Genomic DNA, 14,408 nt, shown 5'->3' on the forward strand with positions numbered 1-14,408 from the left:
TCTTATATAATTGCCACTACATGCGTTTTTTGCGACCCACCATGATCCATGCCCCACCCATAATCAACACAATCGCCACGAACGGTTGAATAAAACTCAAGCTGCTCAGCATCGTGCCAATCGACATCACAGCGAAGAATAGCAACGATATCACCGTTAGAATGTTGATGGGAATCAGCAACCATTTGTTCCGACCACCGAACCAATACAATTCGAACAAACCAACAGCAACAGCCAGAATGAAGCCCGGCCACATTGTACTCCAATTGTTGAACAGCATGGCGATCTGACAGACGATACCGACGGTGAGCAGCAGTCCACCAGGAACCAGCAGTCCAACCCCTCTGCCAATCATGGAGAAGTACAGCCAGTGGAAGAACAGCCCGAGTGGAATCACGAACAACGTGGGCCAGAATGTAGCGAAGATTGTACCTGGACCGAGTGAACCTCCCTGGTTCAGAATCAGGTACACGCCCAGCAAAATGAGAACAGGCGCAAGGATCGTACGTTTAGCCATAATATCTCTCCTTCTTAATACAAGATCAATTTTCCGAACGGTTGTATGTAGAGCAATTACTTTCGTTATTCACAGCATACCATGAACTGGAAAACTCTATCCTCCGTCTTTGGAGTTAAAATGAACCTAGACCAAAGTCTAGGTAAGCATTTTGGGCAACTACCTCTCCCTAGATGAGGGTGTAGTTGAACATACTAAAAACCCACTCTGTTGAAGAGTGGGTTCTGTCATTTTTTTATACAAAACGAAGCTTGTTATTTCACCACATCCGAATGTTTCTTGCCCCAGCTGTTCACACCGTCATCCTCAATAATGGAGATGGCAGCGTCGGCGATGTCGGGGTTTGTCATCAGTTTCTCCTGAATACGGAACTTGATGTCATCCGCATCGGCAAGACTGAGTCCTTTGGTCAACTCAATCAGACCTTCGACATGATAATAACGGCCTTCCTGAATGATACGCATCATCTGAATGTCAGCAACGTGTGTGTCTGCGAGAATAGTCTGGGACACTTTGTCCTCAATATCCTGTGGAGCCGCAACACCGATCAATCCGATCATATTATCGTAACCGACACGGAAGGCTACAGCGATCATCAAGCAACCAATAATCGTTGTCACAATGCCATCGAGCAATGCAAAGTTGGTCAAGGCAATCACCACGACGGAAATCAGCGCAAGCAGGGCACCGAGTACTGCGACAACATCTTCGTAGAACACGAGACGGGTTGGCGGTGCAGCACGGCCTACATTTTTAATGGCAGCAGGGACCAAGGCAAATCCGGCGACTTTGGGTGCGCGTGCTTCTTTTAGAATTTCCTTCATGGCTTTGATCAGAATGGCCCCGTCAATGACAATGTTCAGAACAAGCACTCCGATGTTAATCCATAGACCGCCGGTATGACCAACAGGATGCTGCAACAGATGGATGCCCTCATGGATCGTCTCATAGGCCATAATTGTCACGACAATAACGGCGATCATGCAGAAAATGTTGATGACCCGTCCGAATCCGGTCGGGAAGCGGCGTGTAGGTTTTTTCTCGGACAACACACTTCCGACAAAGACAAACCCTTGGTTAATGGCATCGGCCAATGAATGCATCGCCGAAGCGAACATGGCACCACTGCCACTGAATAGGAAGGCTCCCCCTTTGCATACAGCAAGAACAGCATTACCTGCCATCGCTACGGCGGAGGATGTGTTTCCTTTTTTGATGAGAGACATAAAGCTCTCAGACTTCGGTTGTTCAGCCACTTCGTATGTTCCTCCCAGATCAATGTATTAGGTGTAGAAAAGGCAGTCTTATCTATACAGCATGTGCATTTCCACTAAATGTTATTATAACCGCTTTGACATATCCCAGCATTATGCAAAAAAGTTCATATCATCATGTGCATCTCAGTACTCAATGGCCTCCAAGGCACGTAAATTCCGATTGGATTGTTCCAATAGTTCCGTAAACGTCCCAGCGACATAATATACAAAATCCGGGTCATGCACGTACATAATAATCTGTCCAACCGTTCCTTGCTCTGTCGGATCAAAGTCGAACATCAGATACAGCGAACCACCTCCAAGCATGCCAAACGTGATCCATTTCTTTTGAAAAAGGTAGGGTTTGATTCGGGGATCAAGCTCACTGATCTCTTCTTCGGTAAAATAATCATCCATGCGGTTCTCCACCAGCGTGGACTGCTCCTTTTGAATTTTTTCCAGGGATAACAGGTAAAATGGCTCGGATTCCCGTCCTTCCTCAAGGCTTGGGTACAAGACGTGAAAGCCATAACCACTCCCATTTTTACGTTTATAAAACGCACGAAAATCAGCAGGTAATCGAATACCTTGTTCACGCTCGAATGCGTCGAGCTGCTCATCCGTCACGCCTTCAAACTCGCGATATGCCTCCAAGAGCTCCCGGTTTTCCTCATCCTGTACCTTCTCCTCCAGCAACATATCCAGTTCTTCCATCAATTCATATATACGCTGTTCTGGCATCCAATTCCCTCCGTATGAGCTATTCAGATAATATGGTGAGTGATATGCGAGCAAACTGTGCCTAATTTCACCTCATATTATAGTTATAATCCGGAAAAGCACACAAGAAACCGAAGTCCTTGCTTACGTACTACAATGGTCTCATTATTCAAGGGCGGTAACAACAAATAAGCGTGGGTTACAGGGGTAATCCCTGTAACCCACGCTACATTTTTTATCTACTATATAAGTGAAACTAACCTTTTATATAGTCCTCTTTAATCAAACTTCCAACAGGACAAGCTCAGGTTGCCATACTGATAGGCTTTAAACAGGAGCGATGCACGTTTGTTCTGATCTCCCGCACCCATGGCGAGTAACAGCGGTACAAAATGCTCCGGCGTAGGCACGGCGGCTTGAGCTGAAGGTGCCAGTTTATCATAGGAGAAGAGAGACTCCGTATCCCAGCTCACCAGCTTGTCATGCAGCCAGTTGTCGAACTCTGATGCCCACGGGTCAACGCCGTTACTTTCCCAGTTCAATCGACGTAGATTGTGGACGGTTCCTCCGCTACCAATGACAAGAATGTCTTGCTCACGCAAGGAAGCGAGCGCTTGTCCGACCTGATATTGCTGCTCACCTGTCAGATAGCGATTCACGGACAAGGCAATTACAGGAATATCCGCATCTGGGTAGAGCAGGCGTAGAACGACCCAAGCGCCGTGATCCAGTCCACGAACGTCATCGGTCTGTACCGGAATCCCGGCTTCTGTGAATAAACGTTCCACCTCGGCTGTGGTCTCTGCCTGTCCTTGAGCCGGGTACTTGATCTGATACAGCTCGGGCTGGAAACCGCCGAAATCATAAATGGTCTCATAGTTGGCTACCGAGGATACAAGCTGAGTTGTGGATTCCCAGTGAGCAGAGAACAATACGATTGTTTTGGGTTTCGGCAGTTCCTGTCCAAGTTTTTGCAAAAATTCGGTGTACACATTCTCCTCCAGTGCCAGTGATGGGGCACCGTGAGCAATAAAAAGAGATGGCATCATTATGAATTCAGTCCTTTCGGGTCTTCGGTAGTCAGATTTGCATCCGTCCGAAGCCAGTGTTGGAATTGTTGATATAGTTCGGGGGTCACCTGGTGTCCACCGTTGTAAGGTACATATGTGACGTGATTGGTGTGTTGACGGAAGAAATTGGCGTTATCTTCGCCCAGTTGCAGCGGGAATAGATGATCCTGATCTCCATGCGAGATGAACACAGACAGCTCAGAATCGGGGTGCAGCATGTACTCGTCTTTCACAAATTGCGGGATGTACCCACTCATCGCTACAATGCCTTTAATTGCATCTCCCATCACCAGCGATAGGGTCATTGCCATAATGGCGCCCTGGCTGAATCCGGCGATATAACGCCGCGTGGGATCAATAGCATATTTGGCGGACAGATCAACAATCAACTGTTGCAGTCCCAACACGGAGGCATCATACAATTCACGGATAGGGTTGCCAATGCTTTTGATCTGAAAATAAGCATAACCACTACCCTGAACGATAGGTCCACGGATGGCGACGATAATAAAATCAGACTGCATAGGCTCCATTAAACGAAGCATATCTTGCTCATCTGATCCCATGCCATGTAAGGCGAAAATGACAGGATAACGTTGATCTGGATTGTAATGAGACGGTAATCGGACTTCATGTATATAAGGAGAATTCATTAAAAACACCACCTGAAGAGGAATGAGTTAAATATATCGTTCTGACAATAAAGTTCACCAATACGAAATAAATATTCTTATTTATGAACAAAATTTATCATGGTTTCATTGTAGGGTCAATACTTTTTTTGTATGATGAATATATGTTGTTTATAAAAAATCTTGAATGGTTCTACACTAAATGCCGCTAAGAATGGTTCATATCTTATTCCCGAGGACGTGATCAGGATGTTAAAGAGTATCGTGCCTATTTTGAGAATATTTGATGAAAATAAAGCTAGAGAGTTTTACCTTGAATACCTGGGTTTCCAATTGGATTGGGAACATCGATTTGAGCAAGAAATGCCCTTATATATGCAGGTTTCGCTCGATTCCATCGTGATTCATCTCTCCGAACATCATGGAGATTGTACACCTGGAGCTGCCTTGCGCGTGGAGACAGATAACTTGGATACATTCCAGGGTATACTTCGTCAGAAAAAGTACAAAAATGCGAGACCCGGTATAGAGGAGACCCCTTGGCAATCAAGAGAAATGACCGTGACAGATCCGTTTGGCAATCGAATTATATTTGTTGAGGCAAGCACCGAATAGATAACCTGAAGTAGCTAAGCTTACGTCTGGTGTCTTAAATAGATCAATAGAAGGGGAGGGACGCAATATGGATATTGGCTTGGCTATTCGTACGATCCGCAAACAGAAACAGATTACGATCATGCAGATATGCGAGGGAACCGGTTTGTCCAAAGGTTTTATCAGCAACGTGGAAAACAACAAAACGTCACCTTCCATTGCTACGCTTGAAAGTATTGCGGATTATCTGGAGGTGCCACTTCCCTATTTGCTGTTGACACCGGAGCAACGGATGAATGTGGTACGTAAGAACGAGCGCAAGGAGACGACAGCCGGAAGCGGACAGATCAAAGTGCAGCATCTTACAGCCAAAGGTGCGATGCGTATGTCCATTGTGGAGTTACCGCCAGGTGCATCGACCGGGGTTAGCAAACATGCCGGGGAGGAAAGCCATCTGGTGTTGCAGGGCAAGATTCGTGCGGAGCAATGCGAAGATGTGGAAGTTCTTGAAGTGGGTGATTCGTTTACCTGGAATGCGATCGTGCCCCATGAAGTGACCAATATCGGAGAGGAGCCTGCGGTGGTGCTCATTGCAGTGTCCAAAGAATTGGGTCTGGATCATCTGTAAAATACAAAAAGGACGGCTCCCAAGTCATGAACATGCGAACCTGCATACATGTACAATGGGAAACGTCCTTTTATATTTCTAACGAACTGAGCGAACCCTATTAGATGAGTTTAAGCAGATCTCGAGATGTAACGAATCTCAGGCGCTTTATTTCACTGCTGTGTGTGTAATTTGGCTACATTCCACAGAATTCTGGCGAGATAACCTCGCAGTGATTCGTTACGTTTCTCATTTCCTGCAAAAGAGTACAATAAGGTGCGAGAGATTCCTTAGAAAGGTCAGAAGCACCTGTCTATTGTGGATTAGTTGTCCAGATGCCTGCTGTTTTAACGAAGACACGGTCGGACAGCTTGAGCGTTGCGAGTGCAAGTTCAGCTACATCTTCCGCTTGCATCATGCGATCTTCGTCGCCAATTTTCAGTCCGGCATTGGTCGCAAGCTCCGTATTAACGGTGCTTGGAGTCAGTGCCGTTACACGAATGTTGGACTTGCGCACTTCCTGCATCAGAGATTCGGTCATGCCAAGCAATGCAAACTTGGACGCGCAGTATGCCGAACCTGTAGCGAATCCGCGCTCACCTGCAGTGGAAGCAATATTGATAATGCTGCCGCTACTTTCCTTGATCATGCTCGGAAGGACAGCGCGTGTAACGTAATATGTACCCATAACGTTAACATGCAGGATGCGCTCCCACTCTTCCGGCTCCATCTCCATGAACGTTCCGAACTTTCCGATCCCCGCATTATTGATAAGGATATCCACCGCACCGAGTTCCATCTCGATGGCTGCTACAGCGGCTTCGGCCTGCGTGCGATCCGAGATATCTGCTACTGCACTGGTTACTTTCACACCGTATTCTTGACTCAGAGACTGTTGCAGAGCCTGAAGATCGGAAGCGGTACGTGCAATAAGGCCGAGGTGCACTCCTTCTTTGGCAAGAGCTTCAGCGATCGCACGGCCGATACCTTTTCCGGCACCTGTGATGATCGCTGTTTTATTTTTAAGTTCCATGTGGGTAATTCCTCCTTAGAAATGGACTAGCATTCAATTATACTATTATTACCCACAGTTCAGAAATTGGCTTCATCACTATTTGGTAATCTCGATGCTGCCAGAAGAAGTACGGGCCTTGATCACTTCCCGGCTCACCATTGGCGATTCAGGTACATCGACACTTCCTGAAGTAGCCTTAGCGTCGTAGATTCCGTCAAAATCAGGTGCAACTTGAATGAAAATATCTCCTGATGTTCCAGACGCATTAATCGGGGCGGAATGGGACTGTTCAATATGAATGCTACCCGAAGTGAATTGAACATCAGCTGCGCCGTTTAATTCAGTAATCTCAATATCTCCTGATTTAATCTTACTGTTTACATGACCGGCAATCTGATCTGCCGTAAAACTTCCGGATGTCTGTTTCACGGTCATGTCTCCATCAATCATGGAAGCGTTAATGTCACCAGAAGTTAGAACCAATTCAATATTGGGCGCCTTAATATTTTCCAGACGTATGGAACCTGAGGTATTGTTCAGCTCAAGCTGATTGGCATTCAGACCTGTCAGATCCCAGTCACTTGAAGAGGAGTCCAGCTTAACCTCATTTAATTGGTGTCCTTCAGGCAGAGCAACCGTTATTGTGGAGTCTTGATCATTCCAATACAGGGTGAAAAATTGCAATCGTTCACGTGCTGTCTGAGACAGTTGGAATGTGCCTTTGGATAAAGTGGCTTGTTCGAAGCTTTTGACTACGGTAGGGTCCCATTTACCATCCACTTCGATATAACCATTCGAATCGGGGCTTATGACAAATTCAATATCTGCACTGAAATTAGCATTCATGATGATGTTCTGCAATTCATCTGCTTTGAAATCCCATCGTTTAGAATAATGCTCCCGTTCATCCCCGAACTGAACGCCATAGATGGATGTCCCGAGCAAACCTATTCCGATACATATCACGGCAAGCGCAAGCCATTTTTTGGTACTCATGCGGAAACATCTCCTTTCATCATATTTTTATTCCATTGAATGTATTGAAGAGTAGTGTTTTTGAAGGCTCTAAAAACATACTTCGATGCGATGGCAAACAAAATGCCGACACCGAAAGCGCCAATCGCAACGAAAATTTCCGGTTTATCGAGTTGGCCCAGGAATACAAAGTCCACAACTGCTGCTACAGGAGCCACTACCAGCAAGGAAAGGCTGGCAATAACAAGCCATACCGACCACATCATGAGACAAAGAGGAATGCCAAGGATCAGATTCAAGAATAACAGGCCGATGGCTGTGAAAAATTTGCGAGTGGCGCTGGTGTTGTTTCTGGGTGACCGCATCTCGCGATACGTCGGTGCATAGAACGCGTCTGAACCCGGCGTATGCATGTCATAACGATCACCGAGTGCTTCCTTGGCGATTTCTTCCGGCTGTCCGAGTTCCCGAGCGATCTCTTCTTCCAGCCTGCCTTCTCGTAGTCCGAGCTCGAAATGTTGATCATAGTCGGCGAGCAACTCAGCCCGTTCGAATGGGTCCATCGGCCGTAGATGAATTTCCATGGCTTTCATAAATTGTTGTCTATTCATTGGGGATTCCTTCCTCAATCAGATTTGCGACATTGCGCACAAAATCATTCCACTCTGTCGTCAGTGCCGTCATGTAGTCGCGACCTGTATCGGACAGTCGGTAATACTTGCGCGGCGGTCCTTCGCTTGATTCTTGCAGATAGGTGGTGCAGTAACCGTCATTTACAAGCCGGCGAAGCAAGGGATACAGTGCACCTTCAGCAACTTCGATATGTTTGGAGACCGCCTGAGCCAGTTCGTAGCCATACCGATCCTGGCGGTTAATTAATACCAGGACGCACAGCTCCAATACTCCTTTTTTGAACTGGATGTTCACATTCACACAGGTTCCTCCTTAGTAGCTTCATTATATAGCTAGTGTATATTATTCAGTAGTGGTGAATTCATCATAGCATCCAGTACTGTTTAATGCAAGGTAGTGACTTTAAAATAGTTCCGTATCACGATTGATCGATAATAAGTTCGTTTAATACTGATGATCAGCTGAAGCTGTTTGTTTAGCTATATTCAGCATACGCAAAAACCGGATCGGTTACTTCCGTCTGGAGGCGGATTCCGATCCGGTCTGTGAGATGAACTTTTGTTTCTTTGGTTACAGGTTAATCGCTAAATGTCGGTTATTCTTGTGCATCCAGGACTTTAAGGTCTTCCACAGCAGGGCCCTCAATGACATGGCCTGCATAATCAAAGCGGGAACCATGGCATGGGCAATCCCACGAACGTTCGCCCTCGTTCCATTCGACTTCGCAACCCAGATGGGTGCAGGTAGTATCCACCAGAAACAGCTTGCCACTGGTGTCCTTGTAGGCGCCAGCACGTTTGCCATTATGACGAACGACGGCTCCTTCGTCTTCACCAATATCGCTAACCTTTTTATGCACAATGCCTACTTTACCGGAGATTAATTCCTTTGCTACATTCACATTTTCCACAATAAAGTGTTTCATACCAGGATCGGCCTTGAATCTTGCCGGATCGAATATGGCAGCATGAGGGTTGTCACGTCCAGTGATGCGATCTGCAAGAAGGTGTCCTGCCATCGTGCCAGTTGTCATTCCCCATTTGGCAAACCCGGTCGCCACATAGACTCGTTCATGTCTTCCGGTAATCGGTCCGATGTAAGGCACCTTGTCGATGGAGATCAGATCCTGGGCTGACCAGCGAAAAGGAATGTTGCGAATGCCAAATGTCTCCGCTGCGAACTGCTCTAGGCGTTCATAATGACCAAAGGTACAGATGCCTTGTCCAGTTTTATGATTTTCACCGCCAAAGAGGATAAGTTCCTTACCATCATGTAAGACGGTACGCAAGGAGCGGTACGGTGTATCGTCCGAGATGTACATGCCACCCGCATAGGCTTTCTCCGGTTCGACTAATACAGCGTAGGATCGTTCGGCGTGTAATCGTGTGAAATAAAATCCGGGATCATAGACGGGAAAATGAGAAGCCACAACAATATGTTCCGCTGTTACGGATGGGCCATCTCCATAAGTTCTGACATGCAGGGAAGCATCCTCCTCCACATCGGTTACGGTGGTATGCTCATAGATACGAACCCCTTGTTTCACAGCGGAATCGAGCAAGTAGTGCAGGTAGGCCAACGGATCAAACCGTGCCTGACCCGGCATGCGAATACCTGCCCTTGCGGGAACTGGAATAGGGAGTGGGTCTACCCACTCACCAGGGATATTGAGTTTGCCATAGGCGGTCAGCTCGATTTCCAGTTTTTTGATGTTTTCTTCCGATTGAATGTAGACGTAGGCATCTTCCTCTGCCCACTGGCAATCAATCTGTTTTTCCTTCACGAGATTACGCATCCACTTCGCGGCATCGGCATTGCCTTCATAGTACATCCGAGCCTGTTCTTGTCCGAAGTGATGCATAATTTCATCAAATATGACGCCGTGCTGTGCAGATACCTTGGCAGTGGTATGACCGGTCGTGCCATCCAATACTTTTCCAGCTTCTAGCACGACTACACGCATACCCGTCTGCGCCAGCAAATAGGCTGTAGTAATGCCGGCAATACCGGCACCAATAATCGCTACATCCGCGGTGATATCTTCGGTCAGTTTTGGATAGGCATCGAATTGATGCGTAGCACGCCACAGCGATTCGGGGACCGGGGGCAGACCCGTCTTGGGCTGCTGATTGTCGCTCATTTTTTTTCCTCCTTGATTATCTTCAATCTATCGTATGGGGTGTTGTTCAGCGCACATCGTTGTACTCTTATTCATGATTGCCAGACTATGCCAGGAAAAAACGGTGTTGTTCAGATTTTGCAGAGGGGATGTTCACAATTTCCTGCGCAGAACCTCTGTTTTTTTTGTTAAACATGCTATATGATAAGATTACCGAAATCGTTTTAGGTTTTGAAAAGGAGATCAGGTTTCACACCTATAAACGTTGATTATAAAAGGATTAATCTATTCATCGGAAGAAAGATTTCATCCGAATTAACCCCGTTTTTTCTTAATATATGTATTCGCTATCATTTTAATTAACTACCGATAACCAAAGGAGATTCTATATGACGACCAACCAAACGAAATATCCGTTTCAAGATACAGCACTAGAGTTAGACACCCGTGTGAAGGACCTTGTATCCCGCTTGACGGAAGATGAAAAAATTGAATCCATGCTGCAATATCAGCCGGCAGTAGACCGCCTGGGTGTGCCTGCATACAAACATGGTACAGAAGCGGCCCACGGCTTGGCCTGGCTTGGAGAAGCAACATCTTTCCCACAACCGGTGGGGCTTGCATGCACATGGGATGCGGATCTGATGAAGGAGATTGGCTCCGTACTTGGAGACGAGGCGCGTGTATTTTATAAACGCAATCCTGCAGTGAACGGTCTTACGCTGTGGGCACCTACAGTGGATATGGAACGTGACCCGCGCTGGGGACGGAATGAAGAGGCGTATGGTGAAGACCCGGAACTGACAGCCGAGCTGACGACAGCATTGGTCAAAGGAATTCAGGGTGACCATCCAAAGTATTACAAAGCGGTCGCTACCTTGAAGCATTTCCTCGCCAATAATAACGAAGTGGATCGCGGAAGTGGTTCGTCCAGCATTGATCCGCGCAACATGCGTGAATATTATCTAAAGGCGTTTGAGAAGCCATTTAAGGAAGGCGGCGCACAGTCCATGATGACGGCGTACAACTCCATTAATGGTACGCCAGCGTTGTTGCATCCTTTTGTGAACGAGATTGTCAAAGGCGAATGGGGCATGGATGGTTTCATTGTCAGTGATGCAGGCGACGTAATGGGCATCAAGAATGATCATAAATACTATGATTCCCACACACCAGGTACCGTAGAATCCGTGAAGGCCGGAATTGATAGCATCACCGATGATGCTGAGCTGTCCAAACAGGCACTGCGTGAAGGATTGGAACAAGGTACACTCACGATGGATGACATCGATAAGGCGTTGTTCAATACGTTCCGTGTGCGTTTCCGTCTAGGCGAGTTCGATCCGGAAGAAGACAACCCGTACGCTGCTATTGGTGAAGAGTCCATGATGACGGAGAAAGCAAAAGAACTGTCGCTCAGAGCCGCAAGAGAACAAGTGGTATTGCTCAAAAACGACAAAGGCACGCTCCCGCTGGACAAAACAAAAGCTGGTAAAGTGGCTGTGATTGGTCAATTGGGCGGAACCGTCTATCGTGACTGGTATGCAGGCACCATGCCGTATAACGTATCCCCACTTGAGGCGATCCGTGGCAAAGTAGGCAGCGACAAAGTATCGTTCAAGGATGGTAATGACCGTATTACGTTAACTTCCGTAGCCAATGGGAAGAAAATTGGACTGGCAGAAGGTGAGAAATCACCTGTGATTGCTTCGGGAGAAGCGGAGACGTTTATGGTTTCCGACTGGGGCTTCGGAAGTTATACCTTGCAGGCGGAAAGCAACGGCAAATATCTGACCACAGATGAAGAGACCGTAACGGCTTCCGCTGATGAAGTGTACGGCTGGTTCGTGAAGGAAGTATTCCACCTGTTGCCACAACAGGACGGCAGTGTAGGTCTGACCACTTGGAATGGCAAAACGGTGACTGCACCTAATGGTGGAAACGATGCATTAGTAGTGTCCGAAGAACTGAAAACCTTTGGTGCCACAGAGACGTTCAAGCAGGATGTGATTGTGAACGGACTTGAAGAAGCGGTAGCAGCGGCTAAGGCTGCGGAAACGGCGATTGTCTTTGTTGGTAATAATCCGCTTGTAAATGGTAAAGAAGAGATTGACCGTCCAAGTCTGGATCTCGCCGAATCCCAGCAACGTCTGGTTGAGGCGGTCTATGCCGCGAACCCGAACACGGTAGTTGTCATCGTGGGTAGTTATCCGTTCACATCCAACTGGGTTCAGGAGAACATCCCGGCGGTATTGTATACTTCACACGCAGGACAGGAACTGGGTAACGCAGTAGCAGACGTACTCTATGGCGACTATGCGCCAGCAGGCCGTTTGAACATGACATGGGTACAATCAGCAGATCAACTGACCGACATCAAGGATTACGATATCATTCAATCCGGTCGTACGTATCAATATTTTGAAGGTAATGTATTGTATCCGTTTGGACATGGTCTGACGTATGCAACGTTTAAATACAGCAATTTGGAACTTAGCCCAGCTCAAGTGGGTACAGAGGGCAGCGTTACGGTAACTGTAGATGTAACCAATACGGGTTCAATTGCCAGTGACGAGGTTGTTCAGTTGTACGTTCGTGCAGGCAAATCCCGGGTGAAACGTCCACTCAAAACGTTAAAAGGATTTCGTCGTCTTCATATCGAAGCGGGAGCTACAGCGAAGGTCAGCTTTACTTTGCCTGTTCAGGAACTGGCAATCTGGGATGTAACTCGTGATCGGTATGTCGTGGAAGGTGGAACTTACTCTATTATGGTTGCCAAGTCATCCTCCGATGTTCAGCTGGTTGCAGACCTGACGGTAGAAGGAGAGACGATCCCTGCCCGTAATCTGGGTGTGGCTACTCGTGCCGAGAATTATGATGCATACTTGGGTGTTGATCTGGATGAGAGCAAAGAGGGCGGAAGTGCTGTCCGTGTAGTTGGTGAGCAAGGATGGATTGCCTTTAAGGATGCCGATCTGGGTAGTGGGGCAGCAGCAATTGAAGCTCGTGTATCCGCGGAACAAGCAGGCGCTGTGTTGGAAGTTCGACTCGGTTCACCAGACGGTACGCTCGCAGGACGTGTGGAACTGGCACAAGGTGAAGCCCAGCAGTGGTCTACCGTGAAGGCGGAACTCACAGGTGCATCAGGTGCGCAGGATGTATACATTGTGTTGTCTGCGGGTGTGCGCATCAGTCACTTTGAGATTCGTTAAGTCAAATAACTCATGAAAAAGCCTCCGAACTTATTCGGAGGCTTAGTTTGTTGTTTAATGACCATTTTGCATAAATCCCCTGAGCGGTAGGAAACGAATTATACAAATTTCTATGATATGAACCGTGCTTGTATTGTCCATTAAACGTATTTTTATTTTCCGTCAAACGTAATCATTTTTTGCACAAATTGCTTCAATTGTTTGTTGGTTTCATTCAGTTGCTCAATTGTGCTCATGAAATTGTTTACGAGTTCAGCCTGCTCTTGGGAGCTTGCAGTGATCTCACCAAGTTCATTCTCCATGCCTTGAATGGATTGCCGAACCGAGAGAAGAGAATCTTCAATACGGGCCGTTGCTTCTTTGGTATCCACAGACAGTTTGCGAATTTCTTTGGCAACAACGCCAAAACCTGCACCAGCTTCCCCTACACGAGCAGCTTCAATGGCAGCATTCAAGCCGAGCAGATTGGTTTGTTCGGAGATTTCACGAATGAAACTGGCGACCTGAGTGACATTGCCTGATTTCTGTACGGCTTGTTTGGAATTGTTCCGGATCTCTTCGGTTGTGGCACTGAGTTCCTCGGAGTGTGCAGCTACATGCTGTACACTGTCAATTAACTGGTTAGTCAGATTTTCGGTAGCATCCATGAGCTGTTGCAACTGGTCTTGGTCATCCATACTGTAGAGCAGATTAAACAGGGCGATGACTTCACCTTTTTCATTTTTAATGGGGATAAAAGCTACGTCAAAAGGAACACCGAATAAATCTTTAGGGTAGTGATCGAATCGTTTGACTGTACCGCCGTTGAGATCAGCAAAATTTCGATTTCCATCCAATAGAGGGTCGCCGGGTTGATAATTCAGTTGTTTTAACGATTCCCCTGCTGAGAAATATAGGAATTTCTCATGATCAATCACGGAGAGGGTTACATCCTGACGAATCGTATCTCGAAAGAAAGGCATACATGTAATTAATGCTTGAACAATATCCATATAAAAGATGATTCCTCCCTGGTTACCTTATGTAAACGGTTAAATTTTAAATGCTAACTTAATAAC

Annotated in this window: 14 protein-coding genes; 3 read left to right on the forward strand and 11 right to left on the reverse strand. The window is 46.8% G+C overall.

Going from position 1 to position 14,408, the window contains the following annotated elements; translation table 11 throughout:
* Nucleotides 1–16: 16 nt before the first annotated feature.
* From AC1DE7_RS23470 to AC1DE7_RS23490, 5 genes are all read right to left on the reverse strand, one after another.
* Entirely contained in the window at nt 17–517 is a 501-nt protein-coding gene (locus AC1DE7_RS23470) for a hypothetical protein (protein ID WP_036667859.1), read from the reverse strand.
* Nucleotides 518–771: 254 nt separating this feature from the next.
* Complete coding sequence (locus tag AC1DE7_RS23475) at nt 772–1,773, reverse strand: cation diffusion facilitator family transporter (protein WP_127548877.1); 1,002 nt, start codon at nt 1,771–1,773, stop codon at nt 772–774.
* Between the two features lie 144 nt (nt 1,774–1,917).
* Nucleotides 1,918–2,514: an SMI1/KNR4 family protein gene (locus AC1DE7_RS23480; protein ID WP_477535297.1), complete on the reverse strand. Its 597-nt coding sequence runs from the start codon at nt 2,512–2,514 to the stop codon at nt 1,918–1,920.
* A 257-nt stretch (nt 2,515–2,771) separates the two neighbouring features.
* Nucleotides 2,772–3,542, reverse strand: a complete 771-nt coding sequence (locus AC1DE7_RS23485; protein WP_127548879.1) for a DODA-type extradiol aromatic ring-opening family dioxygenase — start codon at nt 3,540–3,542, stop codon at nt 2,772–2,774.
* Nucleotides 3,542–4,216, reverse strand: coding sequence for an alpha/beta hydrolase (locus tag AC1DE7_RS23490; RefSeq protein WP_076253695.1), 675 nt, complete (start codon nt 4,214–4,216; stop codon nt 3,542–3,544). The genes AC1DE7_RS23485 and AC1DE7_RS23490 overlap by 1 nt, the downstream gene beginning before the upstream one ends.
* 228 nt (nt 4,217–4,444) lie before the next feature.
* On the opposite strand from AC1DE7_RS23490, the gene AC1DE7_RS23495 reads away from it, so the two are divergent.
* Together AC1DE7_RS23495 and AC1DE7_RS23500 are read left to right on the forward strand one after the other, a co-directional pair.
* Complete coding sequence (locus AC1DE7_RS23495; protein WP_127548881.1) at nt 4,445–4,810, forward strand: glyoxalase superfamily protein; 366 nt, start codon at nt 4,445–4,447, stop codon at nt 4,808–4,810.
* A 67-nt stretch (nt 4,811–4,877) separates the two neighbouring features.
* A complete protein-coding gene (locus tag AC1DE7_RS23500; protein ID WP_127548883.1) occupies nt 4,878–5,417 on the forward strand; it encodes a helix-turn-helix domain-containing protein in 540 nt (179 codons plus the stop codon).
* A 292-nt stretch (nt 5,418–5,709) separates the two neighbouring features.
* Here AC1DE7_RS23500 and AC1DE7_RS23505 read toward each other — a convergent pair whose 3' ends face one another.
* The 5 genes from AC1DE7_RS23505 to AC1DE7_RS23525 all read right to left on the reverse strand — a co-directional run bounded on the left by AC1DE7_RS23505 (nt 5,710) and on the right by AC1DE7_RS23525 (nt 10,159).
* Nucleotides 5,710–6,429 carry a 3-ketoacyl-ACP reductase gene (locus AC1DE7_RS23505; protein ID WP_036612827.1) on the reverse strand — a complete coding sequence of 240 codons (720 nt, stop codon included), beginning with the start codon at nt 6,427–6,429 and terminating at the stop codon, nt 5,710–5,712.
* A 78-nt stretch (nt 6,430–6,507) separates the two neighbouring features.
* Complete coding sequence (locus AC1DE7_RS23510) at nt 6,508–7,407, reverse strand: DUF4097 family beta strand repeat-containing protein (RefSeq protein ID WP_127548885.1); 900 nt, start codon at nt 7,405–7,407, stop codon at nt 6,508–6,510.
* Nucleotides 7,404–7,997 (reverse strand): HAAS signaling domain-containing protein, encoded by a 594-nt coding sequence (locus AC1DE7_RS23515; RefSeq protein ID WP_127548887.1) that lies wholly within the window; start codon nt 7,995–7,997, stop codon nt 7,404–7,406. Before AC1DE7_RS23515 ends, AC1DE7_RS23510 begins: the two co-directional genes overlap by 4 nt.
* On the reverse strand, nt 7,990–8,319 hold the full coding sequence (locus AC1DE7_RS23520) for a PadR family transcriptional regulator (protein WP_076253692.1): 330 nt from the start codon (nt 8,317–8,319) through the stop codon (nt 7,990–7,992). The genes AC1DE7_RS23515 and AC1DE7_RS23520 overlap by 8 nt, the downstream gene beginning before the upstream one ends.
* Nucleotides 8,320–8,614: 295 nt before the next feature.
* Entirely contained in the window at nt 8,615–10,159 is a 1,545-nt protein-coding gene (locus tag AC1DE7_RS23525) for an FAD-dependent oxidoreductase (RefSeq protein ID WP_339190891.1), read from the reverse strand.
* A gap of 368 nt (nt 10,160–10,527) precedes the next feature.
* Between AC1DE7_RS23525 and AC1DE7_RS23530 the strand changes: the two genes are divergently transcribed.
* Complete coding sequence (locus tag AC1DE7_RS23530) at nt 10,528–13,350, forward strand: glycoside hydrolase family 3 C-terminal domain-containing protein (protein ID WP_477535298.1); 2,823 nt, start codon at nt 10,528–10,530, stop codon at nt 13,348–13,350.
* Nucleotides 13,351–13,502: 152 nt separating this feature from the next.
* On the opposite strand, the gene AC1DE7_RS23535 is transcribed toward AC1DE7_RS23530, so the two are convergent.
* A complete protein-coding gene (locus AC1DE7_RS23535) occupies nt 13,503–14,342 on the reverse strand; it encodes a methyl-accepting chemotaxis protein (RefSeq protein ID WP_036612816.1) in 840 nt (279 codons plus the stop codon).
* Between the last annotated feature and the right edge of the window lie 66 nt (nt 14,343–14,408).

The organism is Paenibacillus sp. 10L310, assembly GCF_056395745.1.